The 19250-nt window shown below is 49.2% G+C and carries 22 protein-coding genes and 1 pseudogene; 11 read left to right on the top strand and 12 right to left on the bottom strand.

What is annotated here, in order from left to right:
* Nucleotides 1-172: 172 nt before the first annotated feature.
* Entirely contained in the window at nucleotides 173-1117 is a 945-nt protein-coding gene (gene ydgH, locus C7B16_RS01385) for a DUF1471 family protein YdgH (RefSeq protein ID WP_001516349.1), read from the bottom strand.
* A gap of 522 nt (nucleotides 1118-1639) precedes the next feature.
* Between ydgH and pntA the strand changes: the two genes are divergently transcribed.
* Together pntA and pntB are read left to right on the top strand one after the other, a co-directional pair.
* Complete coding sequence (pntA, locus tag C7B16_RS01390; RefSeq protein WP_001516350.1) at nucleotides 1640-3172, top strand: Re/Si-specific NAD(P)(+) transhydrogenase subunit alpha; 1533 nt, start codon at nucleotides 1640-1642, stop codon at nucleotides 3170-3172.
* A gap of 10 nt (nucleotides 3173-3182) precedes the next feature.
* Complete coding sequence (gene pntB / locus C7B16_RS01395; protein ID WP_000014047.1) at nucleotides 3183-4571, top strand: Re/Si-specific NAD(P)(+) transhydrogenase subunit beta; 1389 nt, start codon at nucleotides 3183-3185, stop codon at nucleotides 4569-4571.
* Between the two features lie 24 nt (nucleotides 4572-4595).
* Here pntB and tqsA read toward each other — a convergent pair whose 3' ends face one another.
* Nucleotides 4596-5630 (bottom strand): AI-2 transporter TqsA, encoded by a 1035-nt coding sequence (tqsA, locus tag C7B16_RS01400; protein ID WP_001516351.1) that lies wholly within the window; start codon nucleotides 5628-5630, stop codon nucleotides 4596-4598.
* Nucleotides 5631-6031: 401 nt separating this feature from the next.
* Here tqsA and mdtJ point away from each other — a divergent pair, with 401 nt between their 5' ends.
* Both mdtJ and mdtI read left to right on the top strand, forming a co-directional pair.
* Nucleotides 6032-6397: a multidrug/spermidine efflux SMR transporter subunit MdtJ gene (gene mdtJ / locus C7B16_RS01410; protein WP_000276139.1), complete on the top strand. Its 366-nt coding sequence runs from the start codon at nucleotides 6032-6034 to the stop codon at nucleotides 6395-6397.
* Nucleotides 6384-6713 carry a multidrug/spermidine efflux SMR transporter subunit MdtI gene (mdtI, locus tag C7B16_RS01415; RefSeq protein WP_000046672.1) on the top strand — a complete coding sequence of 110 codons (330 nt, stop codon included), beginning with the start codon at nucleotides 6384-6386 and terminating at the stop codon, nucleotides 6711-6713. Before mdtJ ends, mdtI begins: the two co-directional genes overlap by 14 nt.
* A 38-nt stretch (nucleotides 6714-6751) precedes the next feature.
* Here mdtI and C7B16_RS01420 read toward each other — a convergent pair whose 3' ends face one another.
* The 3 genes from C7B16_RS01420 to asr form a co-directional block, all read right to left on the bottom strand.
* Nucleotides 6752-7573, bottom strand: coding sequence for a trypsin-like serine peptidase (locus C7B16_RS01420; protein ID WP_001260827.1), 822 nt, complete (start codon nucleotides 7571-7573; stop codon nucleotides 6752-6754).
* 99 nt (nucleotides 7574-7672) lie between these two features.
* Nucleotides 7673-7756, bottom strand: a complete 84-nt coding sequence (locus C7B16_RS01425) for a hypothetical protein (RefSeq protein ID WP_000233090.1) — start codon at nucleotides 7754-7756, stop codon at nucleotides 7673-7675.
* A 92-nt stretch (nucleotides 7757-7848) separates the two neighbouring features.
* Nucleotides 7849-8154, bottom strand: a complete 306-nt coding sequence (asr, locus tag C7B16_RS01430; protein ID WP_000756318.1) for an acid resistance repetitive basic protein Asr — start codon at nucleotides 8152-8154, stop codon at nucleotides 7849-7851.
* A gap of 269 nt (nucleotides 8155-8423) precedes the next feature.
* On the opposite strand from asr, the gene C7B16_RS25765 reads away from it, so the two are divergent.
* Nucleotides 8424-8528 (top strand): KPN_01571 family protein, encoded by a 105-nt coding sequence (locus tag C7B16_RS25765; protein ID WP_212632918.1) that lies wholly within the window; start codon nucleotides 8424-8426, stop codon nucleotides 8526-8528.
* A 47-nt stretch (nucleotides 8529-8575) separates the two neighbouring features.
* Here C7B16_RS25765 and C7B16_RS01435 read toward each other — a convergent pair whose 3' ends face one another.
* Nucleotides 8576-9829, bottom strand: a complete 1254-nt coding sequence (locus C7B16_RS01435) for an MFS transporter (protein WP_000091861.1) — start codon at nucleotides 9827-9829, stop codon at nucleotides 8576-8578.
* 106 nt (nucleotides 9830-9935) lie between these two features.
* On the opposite strand from C7B16_RS01435, the gene C7B16_RS01440 reads away from it, so the two are divergent.
* The 3 genes from C7B16_RS01440 (at nucleotide 9936) to bioD (ending at nucleotide 13005) form a co-directional block, all read left to right on the top strand.
* Complete coding sequence (locus C7B16_RS01440) at nucleotides 9936-10826, top strand: LysR family transcriptional regulator (protein WP_001516353.1); 891 nt, start codon at nucleotides 9936-9938, stop codon at nucleotides 10824-10826.
* A gap of 137 nt (nucleotides 10827-10963) precedes the next feature.
* A complete protein-coding gene (gene mlc / locus C7B16_RS01445) occupies nucleotides 10964-12184 on the top strand; it encodes a sugar metabolism global transcriptional regulator Mlc (protein ID WP_000225254.1) in 1221 nt (406 codons plus the stop codon).
* Between the two features lie 125 nt (nucleotides 12185-12309).
* On the top strand, nucleotides 12310-13005 hold the full coding sequence (gene bioD, locus C7B16_RS01450; RefSeq protein ID WP_000919218.1) for a dethiobiotin synthase: 696 nt from the start codon (nucleotides 12310-12312) through the stop codon (nucleotides 13003-13005).
* Here bioD and clcB read toward each other — a convergent pair.
* The 4 genes and pseudogenes from clcB to C7B16_RS01470 all read right to left on the bottom strand — a co-directional run bounded on the left by clcB (nucleotide 12958) and on the right by C7B16_RS01470 (nucleotide 15604).
* The gene (gene clcB, locus C7B16_RS01455) at nucleotides 12958-14250 is read right to left on the bottom strand and encodes a voltage-gated ClC-type chloride channel ClcB (RefSeq protein ID WP_107179293.1); all 1293 of its coding nucleotides are present in this window, start codon (nucleotides 14248-14250) and stop codon (nucleotides 12958-12960) included. The two genes, bioD and clcB, sit on opposite strands and share 48 nt — an antisense overlap.
* A gap of 157 nt (nucleotides 14251-14407) precedes the next feature.
* Nucleotides 14408-15022, bottom strand: a complete 615-nt coding sequence (gene dmsD, locus C7B16_RS01460; protein WP_000148720.1) for a Tat proofreading chaperone DmsD — start codon at nucleotides 15020-15022, stop codon at nucleotides 14408-14410.
* Between the two features lie 42 nt (nucleotides 15023-15064).
* Nucleotides 15065-15148: pseudogene (locus tag C7B16_RS25170) on the bottom strand (hypothetical protein); the annotation flags it as partial.
* A gap of 147 nt (nucleotides 15149-15295) precedes the next feature.
* Complete coding sequence (locus tag C7B16_RS01470; RefSeq protein ID WP_000799836.1) at nucleotides 15296-15604, bottom strand: DUF1161 domain-containing protein; 309 nt, start codon at nucleotides 15602-15604, stop codon at nucleotides 15296-15298.
* 106 nt (nucleotides 15605-15710) lie between these two features.
* Between C7B16_RS01470 and C7B16_RS01475 the strand changes: the two genes are divergently transcribed.
* Nucleotides 15711-16421 (top strand): YnfC family lipoprotein, encoded by a 711-nt coding sequence (locus tag C7B16_RS01475; RefSeq protein ID WP_107179278.1) that lies wholly within the window; start codon nucleotides 15711-15713, stop codon nucleotides 16419-16421.
* A gap of 2 nt (nucleotides 16422-16423) precedes the next feature.
* Here C7B16_RS01475 and speG read toward each other — a convergent pair whose 3' ends face one another.
* Both speG and C7B16_RS01485 read right to left on the bottom strand, forming a co-directional pair.
* Nucleotides 16424-16984, bottom strand: coding sequence for a spermidine N1-acetyltransferase (gene speG / locus C7B16_RS01480; protein ID WP_000199502.1), 561 nt, complete (start codon nucleotides 16982-16984; stop codon nucleotides 16424-16426).
* A 34-nt stretch (nucleotides 16985-17018) separates the two neighbouring features.
* Nucleotides 17019-17360: a DUF1283 family protein gene (locus C7B16_RS01485; RefSeq protein ID WP_107179279.1), complete on the bottom strand. Its 342-nt coding sequence runs from the start codon at nucleotides 17358-17360 to the stop codon at nucleotides 17019-17021.
* A 134-nt stretch (nucleotides 17361-17494) separates the two neighbouring features.
* Here C7B16_RS01485 and C7B16_RS01490 point away from each other — a divergent pair, with 134 nt between their 5' ends.
* Together C7B16_RS01490 and rspA are read left to right on the top strand one after the other, a co-directional pair.
* Nucleotides 17495-17821 carry a YnfA family protein gene (locus C7B16_RS01490; RefSeq protein ID WP_001516354.1) on the top strand — a complete coding sequence of 109 codons (327 nt, stop codon included), beginning with the start codon at nucleotides 17495-17497 and terminating at the stop codon, nucleotides 17819-17821.
* A 214-nt stretch (nucleotides 17822-18035) separates the two neighbouring features.
* Entirely contained in the window at nucleotides 18036-19250 is a 1215-nt protein-coding gene (gene rspA, locus C7B16_RS01495; protein ID WP_000706280.1) for a starvation-sensing protein RspA, read from the top strand.

Raw genomic sequence — 19250 nt, forward strand, 5'->3', positions numbered from 1 at the left:
TTTAAAAGGTGTTCAAAAGAATAAATATTAGGGCAGGACGCATAAAAATGGTGTTTGCCACTGAAGCGCGGGATTTTACGAAGAGATGTGTCTGCATGCAATGGTCACGGGGAAATTTGTGACTAAAAATGCTAAAGGCGGCATAAAGCCGCCTCATTGGGATACTGAATAGTTATTTATACAGGTCTGCGCTGATGGTCAGATTATTACCACGTTCCTGCCACTGGCGGGTGATGTGGTAATACTTCGCACCTTTCTTCGCGGCACGTTTAGCAACCTGGTAGGAGACTTCGGTCATGTTACCGTAGTTACCTGAGAACTTAATGCTGTCGAACGGCACCATCATCGCTGCGGTTGCCTTGTTCAGTTCTTCGACTTTAGTGCCGTCAGGAAGCGTGACAGTGTAACGTCCGCCTTTTGAGGACTGAGTTTCGAAGAAACGACCAACTTCGGAACTTGGTGATGCGGTAGTGGCAACACCCGGGATTTCAACTTTCTTCGCGGCTTCGCCACCGGCAGCCAGGGCTGCACGTCCGGCTTCGGAGTCTGCCGGGATCACATCCGGGCTTTGGACTACACGTTTCTTAGCATCTTTTTTATAGATGAACGCTGTAATGCGTTGGTTACCGCCCTGGTTGGCATCGATTTGGCGAACGATGTAGAAAGAGTATGCGCCTTTTGCTTTCGCCGCTTTGGTGATGGCGTCATTCACTTCCGGTTGGCTACGGTAGAAGCCCTGGACGGTGACAGTGTCAAACGGCTCAATCAGAACGGCCTGGTCTTTTGGCAGTTCAACCACACCGTTAATCACGCGATTTTTTTCGGTTTCTGCTTTTTCAGCATCAGACTTATAGAGATCGGCAACCACTCGCCAGTTACCGCTGTTACCGAAATCTGACGTGTCGACAACATAAAAGGAGGCTGCACCTTCTTTATCAGCACGACGGGAAACGGCTTTCACCGCCTCGCCAATGGCATTGAAACGTCCGGTAACCACTACACGATCAAAAGGTTTAACCGCTGCCGCTTGCTCCGGTGTCAGTTCTGTTGCTGCGTTAACGGAGAATGCCGTAGCAGAAAGCAGTGCCGACGCCAGGAGGGTGTTCTTAAGCTTCATAAAAATAATCCTTCGCCTTGCGCAAACCAGGTACTGGTATTGTTATTAACGAGAAACGTGGCTGATTATTGCATTTAAACGGTGTAACTGTCTGCGTGATTTTTCATATCAGACTTCCTGATTTGATTTTAAACCTGATCGAATAACCATCTGTGATTAAAAAGTAACCGTAGCAACATGCAACGGCTGAAACGGCTGAATTGTATAAGTTAATTTAATGTTAAGTGACAGTTTGCACCGGGGTGATCTCATGTTTTACCTGGCTATCGGAGACAATTATCGCCCTTTATCCGTTGTTCTATGGTGTTTATCTCACTATCAAGGCTGAATCGTTAATATTTTTCGAGTTAACGCCGAAATAGTGATTTTTGGCGCTAGATCGCAAGCATTATTTTCAGTACGTTATAGGGCGTTTGTTACTAATTTATTTTAACGGAGTAACATTTAGCTCGTATATGAGCGGCTTGTGTGGTTCCTGACACAGGCAAACCATCATCAATAAAACCGATGGAAGGGAATATCATGCGAATTGGAATACCAAGAGAACGGTTAACCAATGAAACCCGTGTTGCAGCAACGCCCAAAACAGTGGAGCAGTTGCTGAAACTGGGTTTTACCGTCGCGGTAGAGAGCGGCGCGGGTCAACTGGCAAGTTTTGACGATAAAGCGTTTGTGCAAGCGGGCGCTGAAATAGTAGAAGGGAATAACGTCTGGCAGTCAGATATCATTCTGAAGGTCAATGCGCCGTTAGATGATGAAATTGCGTTACTGAATCCAGGAACAACGCTGGTGAGTTTTATCTGGCCTGCGCTGAATCCGGAGCTAATGCAAAAGCTTGCGGAACGTAACGTCACCGTGATGGCGATGGACTCCGTACCGCGTATCTCACGCGCGCAATCACTGGACGCGTTAAGTTCGATGGCGAACATCGCCGGCTATCGCGCCATTGTTGAGGCGGCGCATGAGTTTGGGCGTTTCTTTACCGGGCAAATCACCGCGGCAGGTAAAGTGCCTCCGGCAAAAGTGATGGTGATTGGTGCGGGTGTTGCGGGTCTCGCGGCCATTGGTGCGGCAAACAGTCTCGGTGCGATTGTGCGTGCGTTTGATACCCGCCCGGAAGTGAAAGAACAAGTTCAAAGTATGGGCGCGGAATTCCTCGAACTGGATTTCAAAGAGGAAGCAGGCAGCGGCGATGGCTATGCCAAAGTGATGTCGGAAGCGTTCATCAAGGCAGAAATGGAACTCTTTGCTGCGCAGGCAAAAGAGGTCGATATCATTGTGACCACCGCGCTTATTCCAGGTAAACCGGCACCGAAACTGATTACCCGCGAAATGGTTGACTCCATGAAGTCGGGCAGTGTGATTGTCGATCTGGCCGCACAAAACGGCGGTAACTGTGAATACACCGTGCCGGGTGAAATCTTCACTACGGAAAATGGCGTCAAAGTGATTGGTTATACCGATCTTCCGGGGCGTCTGCCAACACAATCCTCACAGCTTTACGGCACCAACCTTGTCAATCTGCTGAAGCTGTTGTGCAAGGAGAAAGACGGCAACATTACTGTTGATTTTGATGATGTAGTGATTCGCGGCGTGACCGTGATTCGTGCTGGCGAAATTACCTGGCCGGCACCGCCGATTCAGGTTTCAGCCCAGCCACAGGCGACACAGAAAGCCGCACCGGAAGTCAAAGCTGAGGAAAAATGCACCTGTTCACCGTGGCGTAAATACGCCCTGATGGCGTTGGCAATCATCCTCTTCGGTTGGCTGGCAAATGTTGCACCAAAAGAGTTCCTCGGGCATTTCACCGTGTTCGCGCTGGCGTGCGTTGTGGGCTATTACGTGGTGTGGAATGTATCGCACGCGCTACATACGCCGCTGATGTCGGTCACCAACGCGATTTCAGGGATTATTGTTGTCGGAGCACTGTTGCAGATTGGCCAGGGCGGCTGGGTTAGCTTCCTTAGTTTTATCGCGGTGCTTATAGCCAGCATTAATATTTTCGGTGGCTTCACCGTGACTCAGCGTATGCTGAAAATGTTCCGCAAAAACTAAGGGGTAACATATGTCTGGAGGATTAGTTACAGCTGCATACATTGTTGCCGCGATCCTGTTTATCTTCAGCCTGGCCGGGCTTTCGAAACATGAAACCTCTCGCCAGGGTAACAACTTCGGTATCGCCGGGATGGCGATTGCGTTAATCGCTACTATTTTGGGGCCGGATACTGGCAATGTTGGTTGGATCTTGCTGGCGATGGTCATCGGTGGCGCAATTGGTATCCGCCTGGCGAAGAAGGTCGAAATGACTGAAATGCCGGAACTGGTGGCGATCCTGCATAGTTTTGTGGGGCTGGCGGCGGTGCTGGTTGGTTTTAATAGCTATCTGCATCACGATGCGGATATGGCTCCGATTCTGGCCAACATTCACCTGACGGAAGTATTCCTCGGTATCTTCATTGGTGCGGTGACCTTCACCGGCTCGGTCGTGGCATTCGGTAAGTTGTGCGGCAAAATTTCGTCTAAACCGCTGATGCTGCCAAACCGTCACAAAATGAATCTGGCTGCTCTGGTCGTTTCCTTCCTGCTGCTGATTGTGTTTGTCCGCACCGAAAGCGTTGGCCTGCAAGTTCTGGCATTGCTGATAATGACCGCCATTGCACTGGTCTTCGGCTGGCATTTAGTGGCTTCCATCGGTGGCGCAGATATGCCAGTGGTGGTGTCGATGCTGAACTCTTACTCTGGTTGGGCGGCAGCGGCCGCGGGCTTTATGCTCAGCAACGACTTGCTGATTGTGACCGGTGCGCTGGTCGGTTCTTCGGGGGCAATCCTTTCTTACATCATGTGTAAGGCGATGAACCGTTCCTTTATCAGCGTCATTGCGGGTGGTTTCGGCACCGATGGTTCCTCTACCGGCGACGATCAGGAAGTGGGTGAACATCGCGAAATTACGGCGGAAGAGACGGCGGAACTGCTGAAAAATTCGCATTCAGTGATCATCACCCCAGGTTACGGCATGGCAGTCGCGCAGGCGCAATATCCGGTGGCAGAAATCACCGAGAAACTGCGTGCCCGCGGTATCAACGTGCGTTTCGGTATTCACCCGGTTGCGGGGCGTTTGCCTGGGCATATGAACGTATTGCTGGCAGAAGCGAAAGTGCCGTATGACATCGTGCTGGAAATGGACGAGATCAACGATGACTTTGCTGATACCGATACCGTGCTGGTAATTGGTGCGAACGATACGGTTAACCCGGCGGCGCAGGACGATCCGAAAAGCCCAATTGCCGGAATGCCGGTACTGGAAGTGTGGAAAGCGCAGAACGTGATTGTCTTTAAACGTTCGATGAACACCGGCTATGCTGGTGTGCAAAACCCGCTGTTTTTCAAGGAAAACACCCACATGCTGTTTGGTGACGCCAAAGCCAGCGTGGATGCGATTCTGAAAGCACTGTAACCTCAACGGCCTCTGCGGAGGCCGTTACTCTTTCTTGAGATCGCTTAACAGCACGGCGATGCTTTGACCTCCCGCTGTTTGTTCAAGCGCAATTTTGACAATAATCGTCAACGGCACCGAAAGCAGCATCCCCACCGGTCCTAACAACCATCCCCAAAAAATTAACGACAAAAAGACCACCAGTGTGGAAAGCCCCAATCCGCGTCCCATAATGCGTGGTTCCAGAATATTACCGAAGACCAGATTAATCAGCAGATATCCCGCCAGCACCAACAACGCTTCGTAGAAACCATTAAACACCAGTACCTGGGCGATAGGGGGAATAGCCGCAAGAACCGAACCAATATTAGGAATGTAATTAAGCGCAAAGGCCAGCAATCCCCAGACAAAAGCAAAGCGAACGTCCAGTGCTGCGAGCATCGCCCAGGCGACCAGTCCGGTGATGATGCTGATGGCCGTTTTCAGCACCAGGTAATGCGACACACTGTCAATCGCGCGCTGAATCGCCGCCATTCCTTCGACCGGACGTGCCATCATTTGCTGGAGTTTGCCGGGCAGTTGCGGAACTTCGAGCAGCATAAACAGCACCGTCAACAGCAATAAAAATATTGATGACATGGCGTTAGATAACTGCGTCAGTAAGTTGGTCAGTAACGTCATCGCCGCGTTCGGGTCAATGTAATGCGCCAGTTGGTCAACTGAGACATCAATACCCACGCGCTGTAATAAAGGCTCCAGAGCTTGCAGAGGCTTTATGATTGAGCTGCGATACTGTGGCAAAGTGCGGGTCAGTTCATTGAGTGTTGAACCGAGATAGGCCAGCATAAGCACCATCGCCATTACGATGATGGTCATTAAAATCGACACCGCCAGTACGCGCGGTACTCGCCAGCGAACCATGCGTTGTACCAGCGGGTTAAGAATGACTGCGATAAATAGGGCGAGGATAAAGGGGACGATGATATCGGCGGCAAACCGGATACCGCAGAGAATAATGACCAGCATTCCCAACATAATGACGATTTTTAGGCCATTGAGCGTGATGATCGGCTTTGCCATGTTTATCCCCGTTTTTTTCTTCGCTAATAATATTTTTTCTGCGGCATTATAACGAAAATCAAACTACTCAGGTAAAGATATGAAAATGTTTTGAGTTAATTCTTAAGCTATGATACAAATCAGGCGTGTACAACTACCGAGGACAATTATCATCCGCGATGACGAGAAGCAACACTGCGGATAATTGTAATATTATGGACAATTTGTTCAGGACGTTATTTTCTACATTTACCCATCTTCGTACCTCATCCAGCATCTTGCTCGCAGGCGAGCAACACTGGCGCAACGCGCTTTAGTCCTTTCTTCTGTCAAAGCTGGCGCTCTGCGCTGGACTGAATACTTTTCTTTGGTTTCGCTGAATTCAGCGAACATTAAAATAATTCTCTTGCAGGGGAAGGACGATGTATATTTATTGGGCTTTATTAGGTCTGGCTATTGCCACAGAAATTACCGGAACGCTGTCAATGAAATGGGCGAGCGTCAGTAACGGTAACGGTGGATTTATTTTAATGCTGGTGATGATTTCACTGTCATATATATTTCTTTCTTTCGCCGTGAAAAAAATAGCGCTTGGTGTGGCTTATGCTCTGTGGGAAGGCATCGGTATTTTATTTATTACGCTATTTAGCGTTCTGTTATTCGATGAAAGCTTATCGCTGCTAAAAATTGCCGGGTTAACAACCCTGGTTGTCGGGATTGTGTTGATTAAATCTGGTACACGCAAAGTACGTAAACCCTCGCTGGAGGTGAACCGTGGCGCAGTTTGAATGGGTTCATGCCGCCTGGTTGGCACTGGCAACTGTGCTGGAAATCATGGCTAACGTCTTTTTGAAATTTTCTGATGGCTTTCGCCGCAAAGTTTATGGCTTGCTCTCGCTGGCGGCGGTGCTTGCTGCCTTTAGCGCGCTTTCGCAGGCCGTTAAAGGGATCGACTTGTCTGTAGCCTATGCATTGTGGGGTGGGTTTGGTATTACCGCCACTTTAGCTGCGGGGTGGATCTTGTTTGGTCAACGTTTAAATCGCAAAGGCTGGGTTGGCCTGATCTTGCTATTGGCCGGAATGATCATGGTGAAACTCGCCTGATGACCACGCTGCCCGACAATGCGGGCAGCGTTTGAACATTATTGCCGGGTCAGTTCTTCTAACTTGTCGCGAAAACCGGTGACAGAAATGGCCCGGTTATCGGCGCGCCAGCGATCTTTCGCTGCAGGAGCTGAACTTTGCACACCAATTAACTGCCAGCCGTCATCAGTATGCAGCATCAGTGGCGAACCGCTGTCACCCGGCAGGGTATCGCACTGATGCGACATCACCGAGGTTTGCGCCCAGCCAGTCACTTCGCAATTTTGATGGCTGTATAAGGTATCAAGATGATCTTCGGGATACCCCGCCTGAGTCACTTTACGACCAGCCGCTTTTAATGCGGCGGTAAGCGCGGCTTTATCTCCCTCAAATAATGGCAACGGCGTAATGCCAGAAGGGGGATTGCGCAGCACAATCAAACCGAAATCCCACGGCGCGGCTGCGGGCGGGACAATCCAGCCATCACCATCAGCCTTTAACCGTTTCCCTAGCGTCGGATCAACACGACCTTCAATATCGTGGATCTCATAGCGCCATAGCCCTTTATTCGAAACAAAACGCAGCGCAATTGCTTTGTCTGGTTTACCTTTTGGTGGCGTTAATAAACAGTGGCCCGCAGTTAATGCGAGATTAGGGGCAATCAGCGTCGCCGTACATAAATTGCCGCTGGCCGTTTCCAGTTGCCCAACCGCATCCCACGGCGATTGGGTCGTGTTATTTACCGGTACACGATCATCATGACCAAAAAATAGGGTGCTGACCTCATCATGAGCCGATTTAGGATCGTCCGGTTTATCCGCAAACACAAATGCAGACGTCAGACTAATTGCACCCAGTACTACAGCAATGGTTGTACGCATATCACACTCTGGCGAGTAATTATGATTATTAAAAGCAAACCCTCGTAAATACTATAGACGGGACGGGATGAAAGTGGGAGTAAAATCAGATAACTACGCTCAGGAAAGATAAAAACGGGCGGCAATCAGCGCACATAAAATAAGGATGATAAGAATGAACTCAAAGCGATAACGGCCCACCATAGTACCCTCCGCTAAAGGCGGTGCTAAACGTTACCCGCTTAGCACCGTAATTTTCAGGCGCGAGGGGGCGCGCCACTATTGCTGTCGAAAACTTATGCGGCTGGCTGTGCTGCAGGTTTTGTCGGTTGTTGCTGGCTGTGTTTTTTGCTGTGCTTTTTGGCGGCCTGTGCTTTTTGCTCAGGTGCTTTCTGTTCAGTTTTTGCTTTTTTATGATGTTTTTTAGCCGCTTGCGCTTTCTGGGCGGGCGCTGCTTTATGCTGTTTTTTATGATGAATGGTTTTTGCAGGTGCTGCTTTGGTAGCAGCAGTCGGAGCAGGCGTGGTCGCAGTCTCTGCGGCAAAGGCAGCAGAAGAGAGACCCATAGCAGCGGCAACAACCAGAGCTAATACTTTTTTCATTGTCATACCCTCAATTTGGTTTTTTATGCAACCCCACTGCGGGGCCGATGTAATGACTATATCTCTGGAAATAGCAGGCTTCCGTGAGTGGTTGGTTTCGGCATGTAACGATATGTACAAAGCGAGTAGCGATGACGTGAGAAATAATAACGCATTGTGACTTAAGGAGATTTTCCCACCAATATCGGTAGTATTGATTGACTTAACTTTTTCATTACCTATAAATTGGTAGAATCACCGTGTATTAACAATAAATGACACACAGCAAAATGAATCCGTTTATTTGGGTGCTTATTATCCTGATGGCGTTAGATGCACTGCGAGAAATGGCCGGCACTTCGTCTATTTTGGGATGGTTATTAACGTTGAGTTGAGCAGACAATAAGCCCGGACAGGTTTTAACTCAGTCCGGGCTTATTTTTCAGGCGTGCAGGCGATGATGTAAACGTGTTCCGACCAGAATAGCGACCACCAACATCACGGCAATAAATGCACCGACGCCGTTCCAGCCATAGTTATGCCAGAAGACGCCACCTAATGTCCCTGCAATACTTGAACCCAGATAGTAACAAAATAGATACAGCGAGGAAGCCTGGCCTCTGGCGCGTTTAGCACGTGGGCCAATCCAGCTACTGGCGACAGAGTGAGCGGCAAAGAATCCTGTAGAGAAAAGCATCATACCGGCAAAAATCAACCACAGTGGGTTGAACAATGTCAGGAGAAGGCCAAAAAGCATGACACCTGTCGAAAATAACATCACCGGACCACGACCGAAGCGGGTAGTCATGGTGCCTGCTTTTGGCGAACTCCAGGTGCCAGTCAAATAGACTAGCGATAATAAGCCAACCACGGCCTGACTGACATGCCAGGGGGGAAGCATCAACCGATAACCAATGTAATTAAACAGAGTGACGAACGACCCCATCAGCAAAAAACCTTCGACGAATAATAAGGGTAATCCCTGATCACGGCAGTGCAGACGGAAGTTAATAAACAGCGTTTTTGGGCGCAACGAGGATGGGCGGAAATGGCGTGACTCCGGGAGGATTTTCCAGAACATTAACGCTGAGGTCAGAGCGAAACAGCCAATAACCGCCAGAGCAATTCGCCAGTTAAAGAAGTCAGTAAATACCCCGCTGATTAAGCGCCCACTCATACCGCCAATTGAGTTGCCGCTGATGTACAGCCCCATTGAAAATGCCACAAAACTGGGGTGGATCTCTTCGCTAAGGTAGGTCATGCCAACGGCAGCTACGCCGCTTAACGACAGACCAATCAAGGCGCGCATAATCAAAATACCGTGCCAGCTAGTCATCATCGTCGAAAGTAACGTGCAGATGGAGGCCAACAGTAGTGCCGTCACCATCACCGGCTTGCGACCTATGGCATCGGAAAGTGGGCCAGTAAATAGTAAACCAATGGCAAGCATGATCGTTGAAATTGACAGTGAAATACTACTGTTAGCAGGCGTTAAGCCAAATTCTTGCGAAAGCACCGGAAGAATAGGCTGCACACAATAAAGAAGCGCAAAGGTTGCCAGCCCGGCCGAGAATAGAGCCAGAGTGACACGCATAAATTGCGGCGTACCGCGTTTAATGAATTCGTTTGTCCGGGAAAGGTTTTTCTTGTCAGTGTCACTTGCCGGAGTGCCATCAACAGTTGTAGTACGACTCACTTGAAATCCTTGCTAAATATGCCCGTGATGTGGGATTAGGAATAGATTAGGAAAATCGAATTGTTATGTCTAATATATTAATAGTCTCAAATAAGATGTTTAAAATATGAATATTGAATTGCGCCACCTTCGTTACTTCATTGCTGTTGCGGAAGAGCTGCATTTTGGTCGCGCTGCTGCCCGACTGAATATTTCACAACCGCCGCTAAGCCAGCAGATTCAGATACTGGAGCAACAAATTGGCGCGCGACTGCTGGCACGAACCAATCGCAGCGTAATGCTGACGGCAGCAGGGAAGCAGTTCCTTGCTGATAGTCGGCAAATCCTGTCTATGGTGGATGACGCTGCCGCTCGCGCTGAACGCCTGCATCAGGGAGAGGCGGGAGAGTTACGCATTGGCTTTACCTCATCAGCGCCATTTATTCGCGCAGTATCTGATACCTTATCGCTGTTTCGTCGCGAATTTCCTGATGTTCATTTGCAGACACGCGAGATGAACACCCGCGAGCAAATAGCACCCCTTATCGAAGGGACGCTGGATATGGGGTTGCTACGAAATACTGTGTTGCCGGAGACGCTGGACCACGCGGTCATTGTGCATGAACCACTTATGGCGATGATCCCGCATGATCATCCTTTGGCCAATAAATCGAATGTAACGCTGGCAGAACTGGCAAAAGAACCCTTTGTTTTTTTTGATCCGCACGTAGGGACGGGGCTGTATGATGACATTCTCGGCCTGATGCGACGTTACAATCTCACCCCAGTCATCACCCAGGAAGTCGGCGAGGCGATGACTATCATCGGCCTGGTTTCCGCGGGTCTTGGCGTTTCGATTTTGCCCGCTTCTTTCAAACGCGTACAACTCAATGAAATGCGTTGGGTATCTATTGCGGAAGAGGATGCGGTTTCTGAGATGTGGCTGGTTTGGCCAAAACATCATGAACAAAGCCCGGCAGCACGTAACTTTCGTATTCAGCTACTGAATGCTCTCTGATGAGGAAAAATTCAGCAAAAAATCCCGAAAAATGTGCTGTCAATCACATGGCTAAGTAAAAATTTGACGTTACGCATTGAAGTGCTTCACCATAGCCTACAGATTATTTCGGAGCGCGAAAATATAGGGAGTATGAGGTGGTTGCTGAAAACCAGCCGGGGCACATTGATCAAATAAAGCAGACCAACGCAGGTGCTGTATATCGCCTGATTGATCAGCTTGGTCCCATTTCGCGTATCGACCTTTCTCGCATGGCGCAGCTCGCGCCAGCCAGTATTACCAAAATTGTCCGCGAAATGCTTGAAGCGCACCTGGTGCAAGAGCTGGAAATTAAAGAGGCTGGAAACCGTGGCCGTCCGGCGGTGGGGTTGGTAGTAGAAACGGAAGCCTGGCACTATCTTTCTTTGCGTATTAGTCGTGGCGAGATTTTTCTTGCACTGCGTGATTTAAGCAGCAAGTTGGTGGTGGAAGACTCGCTGGAGTTGGCGCTGCAGGATGAATTACCGCTGTTGGATCGCATCATTACTCATATTGATCAGTTTTTTATTCGCCATCAGAAAAAACTCGAGCGCCTGACTTCTATTGCCATTACCATGCCGGGAATTATTGATACGGAAAATGGTATTGTACATCGTATGCCGTTCTACGAGGACGTAAAAGAGATGCCGCTCGGTGAAGCGCTTGAGCAGCATACCGGTGTACCGGTTTATATTCAGCATGATATCAGCGCATGGACGATGGCCGAGGCCTTGTTCGGCGCATCCCGCGGAGCGCGCGATGTGATTCAGGTGGTTATCGATCACAATGTGGGAGCGGGTGTGATTACCGATGGTCATCTGTTACACGCAGGAAGCAGTAGCCTTGTGGAGATAGGCCACACTCAGGTCGACCCCTATGGAAAACGCTGTTATTGCGGTAACCACGGCTGCCTGGAAACCATCGCCAGTGTTGACAGCATTCTTGAACTGGCGCAATTACGTTTGAATCAATCCATGAGTTCGATGTTACACGGACAGCCGTTAACCGTGGACTCATTGTGCCAGGCGGCACTGCGGGGCGATCTGCTGGCAAAAGATATTATTACCGGTGTGGGGGCGCATGTTGGGCGCATTCTTGCCATCATGGTGAATTTATTTAACCCACAAAAAATACTGATTGGTTCGCCGTTAAGCAAAGCGGCAGAAATCCTGTTCCCTGTCATTTCTGACAGCATCCGTCAGCAGGCGCTTCCTGCCTACAGCCAGCACATTAGCGTCGAAAGCACTCAGTTTTCTAATCAGGGGACGATGGCGGGAGCCGCATTGGTAAAAGACGCTATGTATAACGGTTCTTTGTTGATTCGTCTGTTGCAGGGTTAACATTTTTTAACTGTTCTACCAAAATTTGCGCTATCTCAAATTGGGGCAGGAAAGCATAACTTAGACTTCCAAAGTTGAATTATTTTCCTGGCTTATATTTGTGAAGCATAACGGTGGAGTTAGTGATGCTGAAGCGTTTCTTTATAACAGGTACAGACACTTCTGTAGGGAAAACGGTGGTTTCCCGCGCATTGCTACAAGCGTTAGCCTCCCAGGGAAAAACGGTTGCGGGGTATAAACCCGTAGCGAAGGGGAGCAAAGAGACACCCGATGGGCTACGTAATAAAGATGCCCTGGTGTTGCAGAGTGTTTCATCTATTGAACTGCCTTATGAAGCAGTCAATCCCATTGCGTTAAGCGAAGAAGAAAGTAGTGTGGCGCACAGTTGCCCGATCAATTACACCCTCATTTCAAATGGTCTGGCTAACCTGACGAATAAAGTCGACCATGTGGTGGTCGAAGGCACTGGCGGCTGGCGTAGTCTGATGAATGACCTGCGTCCGCTTTCTGAATGGGTGGTTCAGGAGCAGCTACCGGTGTTGATGGTGGTGGGCATTCAGGAAGGCTGTATTAACCATGCGCTTCTGACCGCACAGGCGATTGCGAACGATGGTCTTCCGCTCATTGGCTGGGTGGCTAACCGTATCAACCCAGGGTTAGCACATTACGCTGAAATCATAGATGTATTGGGTAAAAAACTCCCGGCACCGCTCATTGGCGAACTGCCTTATTTGCCGCGCGCAGAACAGCGTGAACTGGGGCAATACATCCGCTTACCCATGCTGCGCAGTGTGTTGGCGGTAGATAGAGTCACGGTGTAACGTCCGCGACGTTACTGACGCAATCACACAAGCAATTAATAAACCGGGGAGTAGCTGATACTCTCCGGTCATTTCGCATATCATCAATGTCGACATAATTGGCGCATGCGTGGTTGCAGCCAGTAGTGTTGCCATCCCGGTTAGCCCGAGTAACAGCGTAATTTCTTCTCCGCCAGGAAGCCATAACCCCAGGCTACGACCATACAGCATACCAATAGCCAGTCCGATAAATAGTGTTGGCGTAAACACACCGCCTGGCGCGCCGGAACCACTGCTGGCCAGCACGGCAAAAAGTTTGCAAAGAAAGATCCCTGCAATGACCGTAAGCAGTGGCGGGGCAGTTAAAAAGGATTGTACCGTACTATAGCCGTTGCCCCACACAGCCGGTGTGAGCAGGGAAAGCAGTCCCACGATCAAACCTCCCAATGTCAGTTGCCAGGGGGGCGCAAGTTTGAGATTAACAAAGCCCCGATGACTGGCGTTCATTAGCTTTAAAAACAGTGGACCGCACAGTCCCATCAGTACACCAGTACTAATAATCAGCGCATAGTCACGGGTCTTAACTATTACTGAGAGTTGCACGCTGTAGAGCAAAGCATCGCTATTATTAAGAAGATGGCTGACAAGCAGTGCCACTACGGCGGAAATTACCACCGGACCGAGAGAGGCCAGCATCATGGTGCCAAACAGCACTTCAGCAATAAACAAACTTCCGGCAAGCGGGGCGCGATAGGCCGCAGCCATCCCCGCAGCAGCGCCACAGGCAATCCACAATTTCCACTCTTCACGCGGTGTAAGACGTTGTGCAAACCAGGAGGCGGCAAGCGCTGCCAACAGGATCATCGCACCTTCACGTCCAATGGCACTGCCGCTCGTCACCACTAGCAAAGACGCGAAAGATTTGACCAGACTGGTGGCATAATCAAACTGCCCATCGGTTTGTAATGCCTCCATATAATCGGTAGGCGCGTGAGGGCGTTGTTGCGTGAATTTCTGCCATCCCATCAGCAATAGACCTGCTGCCAGTCCGCCAAGTGCCGGAGTTAGCAGGCGACGCCACGGCGAAAGGTTCATGGCAGCATTAACCAGACTTCCGGAATCATTGTTCAGGAACAACCACTCCAGCAACAGCATCGCATGATGAAACCCTGCGACGGCAAGAGCCGCGAGAATACCGATCACCGTCGCAATAAACAGACGGCGGAACATGGTGCGTAGATCCGGGTAGATGTGTAGATGATGCATGAGCAGAAATGGCAAATTAAACACAGGCATCTATTTTGCGGGAAAAGGGGTCTGGAGCAAAAGCTGTATGTGCTTTATGAGAAATTAATCGTGACGTTGTCACTTATTTTATCCGAAAGGCGTGCAGTTACCGCCTTTCGGTCATACTAACGATTATTCAACGAAACAGAGGCTTAACCGCGACAGGAATTAACAATTGTGACTGCCATTGTGCCAGTGTTAAACGGGCCAGCTCACCGAGTGAGCGATAAAAAGGGTGTTCTGCTTTTTCGATAAACACCTCAAGAAAACGTGTCGACCACGGTAAAAGGTGCCACGCCAGCAATTCTTCGCACTCGGTCTGGCGACCGTTCTCTGCCAGCCATGCTGCCATCAATAGCAGTGAACCAAAATGATCTTCCGGTTCGTTTTGTTTCATTTCAAACTGAATGCCTTTTTCGCGCATCCATTGACGGAGCGCCAATGTAGAATCGCCAAACAGCACCGATTCGCGATCCAGCCAGACAGATCCCCACGGCGGTGACGGTAGCGCATACGGGCCGACAAACAGCCGTTGCCAGGCCTGATTACGCGACTCTTCACACTCTTCCTTAAAAGTCGTTACCAGCGGTGCTAATGACGTTTGTGACAAGGGCCACTGGGTATCCCAGCCGTCGCCGGTTAACGCAGAAACCAGCGGAGAGGCTTCTGCACTCTCTGGAGCGTAATAAAACAGCGCGCCCAGCACGCGCGCCGCGACAGAAAAATTATCTTGTTGTGAAAAATGCGTCATTCTTATCATCCTGAAACGTGCGGGGTAACCCGCACTAATTTGTTAACCTGCGACGGCCATTCCGACGGTCATATGCAGGCCATAAAAGAGCGCACGCCCGATCATCTCGCCATCAGGTATGAGGATTCATTCCCGCACAAACCCGGCAAGGGTTATGGCGTGGATTAGTGAACACAGCCTGCATCTTAGACCAGTGCATAACAATACCACACGCGCCAGACCTGGACGTAGACCTGATAAGACGCGTAAGCGTCGTATCAGGCAGCCACAGGTTTATTGCTGCGGTTCGGCAGGGCCACTATCATGGGTTGGTTGAGAGTGGGCAGAAACATTACCGCTGGTGGTGCGGGTATAGAGAATTTTATGCGTGTCGTTGGCACAATGCCCGACGACCTGTGAATCAGGCTGATCAACCTGATCATTCGGCACAATACTTAAAGTGAAGCTGCTTTCCGGGACGCCGTTATTGATAATGCGCTGTGAAATATCGCTTTTTATACGCTCACAAGAATCCGACGCGGCGAGCACTGTGGATGAGGCCAGGGCGAGCAGAAGTGCGGCACTACAGGCGACGTTTTTCATCATTGGCTCCTTACATGAATATTACTACCTAAGCATAGCATTTCACGTGTAAATTACTGTATTTGCTACTATGATTGAGAATCATCTTTACTGTCAGGTGACTGATGTGAATGCCAAATTACTGCCATGTTTGCTCGCGATAACGCTTATAGGATGTGACCGCACAGAAGTAACGCTCTCTTTTACGCCAGAGATGGCCAGTTTCTCTAATGAATTCGATTTTGATCCGCTGCGTGGTCCGGTTAAGGATTTCACTCAGACATTAATAAATGAGCAAGGGGAAGTAACGAAGCGCGTTTCAGGTACTTTATCGGAAGAAGGCTGTTTTGATTCTCTCGAATTGCTGGATCTGGAGAATAATACTGTAGTTGCCCTGGTGTTAGACGCAAATTATTACCGTGATGCACAGACGCTGGAGAAGCGAGTACGTTTACAGGGGAAATGTCAGTTAGCGGAATTACCTTCCGCAGGGGTGAGTTGGGAAACCGATGATAATGGCTTCGTGGTTAAAGCCAGCAGTAAACAGATGAAGATGGAGTATCGGTATGATGGCCAGGGGTATCCGCTGGGTAAAACGACAATAAGCAACGACAAAACGTTATCTGTCACCGCGACACCGTCAAAGGATCCGATCAAAAAACTCGATTATACGGCCATTACTTTGCTGAATAATCAACAGGTTGGTAATATCAGGCAGACCTGTGAATATGACAGCCACGCCAATCCGGTGGACTGCCAATTAATCATTGTGGATGAGGGGGAAAAACCCGCTGTCGAACGGGTTTACACCATCAAAAATACCATTGATTATTATTAATGCTATTGCGCGGTCGGTTTCAGTAGAGTCTGCCCCTGCGTTTTATGTTCCGCCAGATACTGATGCTGGAATATGCACATGCGAATGGCATTGCGATATTGACCGTTAATAAAGAATTCATGCATCAGTTCACCTTCGACCGTAAAACCGAGCTTACGGTAAATATGAATCGCTTTTTCATTCTCTTTATCGACGATCAGATAAAGTTTATAGAGATTAAGAACAGTGAAGCCATAATCCATCGCTAATGTCGCGGCGCGGGTTGCCAGACCTTTACCCTGGTATTCCGGGGAGATGATTATCTGAAATTCAGCGCGGCGATGGACGTGGTTAATTTCCACCAGCTCTACCAGACCGGCTTTTTCGCCATCACATTCCACGACGAAACGGCGTTCACTCTGATCGTGAATATGTTTATCGTACAGATCAGAGAGTTCAACGAAGGCTTCGTAGGGTTCCTCAAACCAGTAACGCATTACGCTGGCGTTATTGTCGAGTTGATGCACATAGCGTAAATCTTCACGCTCCAGCGGACGTAGCTTAACACTGTGGGCGCTTGTCATAACGTGTCCTTACATTCCTTATATCAATAACAGGTTAGGGGATGATTACGCGGCCAGTACGACGGTCCAGACAGCGTAAAGTATTCGGCTCCCAGTAGGCATTAATGTTGGCACTCTGCTCACATTTATCGCGGTTATCGAATGCGGCGTCAGCTTTATCCCATTCTTTCTCGGTGCGTTTGTTGACTTTCTGACGCAGATTACGCGTGTCATTCCATTGCTCTTTTTCCATCGCCGCCTGCTGGCGACTCTGTGTGCTGTCGCCAGATTCAATCACCAGTTTGTTAGTTTCTGCATGAGTAGTTGCGCTAAATGCCAGTGCGCAAGGCAGCAGAAAAGCGAGCAGGCTGAGTTTTTTGCAGAGAGTGATATTCATGATTCATTCCTTGTATGAATGATTAAAGGCGATTTTACACGATCCACTGTGAACACGAAACGTAACAGAAGGATGTATATGTTGATGATATTATGTCGCCCTATAAATATACATGATGTCAATAAGTGACAAAGATGATTAAAACAACGTTACTGTTTTTTGTTACTGCCCTGTGTGAAATCATGGGTTGCTTTTTACCCTGGTTATGGCTGAAACGAAATGCCAGCGTCTGGCTGTTGGTTCCGGCGGGGATTTCCCTGGCGCTGTTTGTCTGGCTGTTAACGTTACATCCCGCAGCAAGTGGGCGAGTTTATGCGGCTTATGGTGGCGTTTATGTCTGTACGGCGTTGATTTGGCTGCGTGTGGTGGATGGGGTGAAGCTCAGTCTCTACGACTGGACAGGCGCGATAATTGCGCTTTGCGGTATGTTGATTATTGTTGCTGGCTGGGGACGTGCCTGATTTTTCTGGTCTATAAGATATTTTATTATCAATGACATACGCGTTTTCAGGGCACTGAAAAACAATAAGCTTTGACTATTTTTAGAACTATTCATGGCGCAAATATGCGCTTTTTTTGTGATCGTTCTGGCTTTTTTTGATCTTCATACTTGTATGGTAGTAGCTCAGTTGCGTAGATTTCATGCATCACGATAAGCGATGCAAGGAATAGAACATGAAGATTGTAGGGGCTGAAGTTTTTGTTACCTGTCCGGGGCGTAATTTCGTCACCTTAAAAATCACCACCGAGGACGGTATTACCGGTCTTGGTGATGCCACTCTCAACGGACGCGAGCTTTCCGTTGCGTCCTATTTGCAGGATCACCTGTGTCCGCAACTTATAGGCCGCGATGCCCACCGTATCGAAGATATCTGGCAGTTTTTCTATAAAGGTGCTTACTGGCGTCGCGGCCCGGTGACTATGTCGGCCATTTCAGCCGTTGATATGGCGCTATGGGACATTAAAGCCAAAGCTGCCAACATGCCGCTTTACCAGTTACTCGGCGGCGCGTCTCGCGAAGGGGTGATGGTCTATTGCCATACCACCGGTCACAGTATTGATGAGGCACTGGATGATTATGCCCGTCATCAGGAACTGGGATTCAAGGCCATCCGCGTGCAGTGCGGTATTCCTGGCATGAAAACGACTTACGGTATGTCCAAAGGAAAAGGGCAGGCCTATGAACCTGCGACCAAAGGGCAGTGGCCAGAAGAGCAGTTGTGGTCAACGGAAAAATATCTCGACTTCATGCCAAAACTGTTCGACGCGGTACGTAACAAGTTTGGTTTTGATGAACATTTGCTGCATGACATGCATCATCGCTTAACGCCTATTGAAGCGGCGCGCTTTGGTAAAAGCATTGAAGATTTTCGCATGTTCTGGATGGAAGATCCGACCCCCGCAGAAAACCAGGAGTGTTTCCGTCTGATTCGCCAACATACCGTCACGCCAATTGCGGTGGGTGAAGTCTTCAATAGCATTTGGGACTGCAAACAGCTCATTGAAGAGCAACTTATCGACTATATCCGTACCACGCTGACCCATGCAGGCGGCATTACCGGTATGCGTCGGATTGCGGATTTTGCTTCGCTTTATCAGGTGCGCACAGGCTCACACGGCCCTTCCGATTTGTCACCAGTCTGCATGGCTGCGGCTTTGCACTTTGACCTGTGGGTGCCGAATTTTGGCGTACAAGAATACATGGGCTACTCAGAACAAATGCTCGAAGTGTTCCCGCACAACTGGAGCTTCGATAACGGCTATATGCATCCGGGTGACAAGCCAGGTATTGGCATCGAGTTCGATGAAAAGCTGGCGGCGAAATATCCCTACGAACCTGCTTATCTGCCAGTCGCACGTCTGGAAGATGGCACGTTATGGAACTGGTAA

The sequence above is a fragment of the Escherichia sp. 20412-1 genome, from assembly GCF_003027595.1.
Lineage (GTDB): Bacteria > Pseudomonadota > Gammaproteobacteria > Enterobacterales > Enterobacteriaceae > Escherichia > Escherichia marmotae.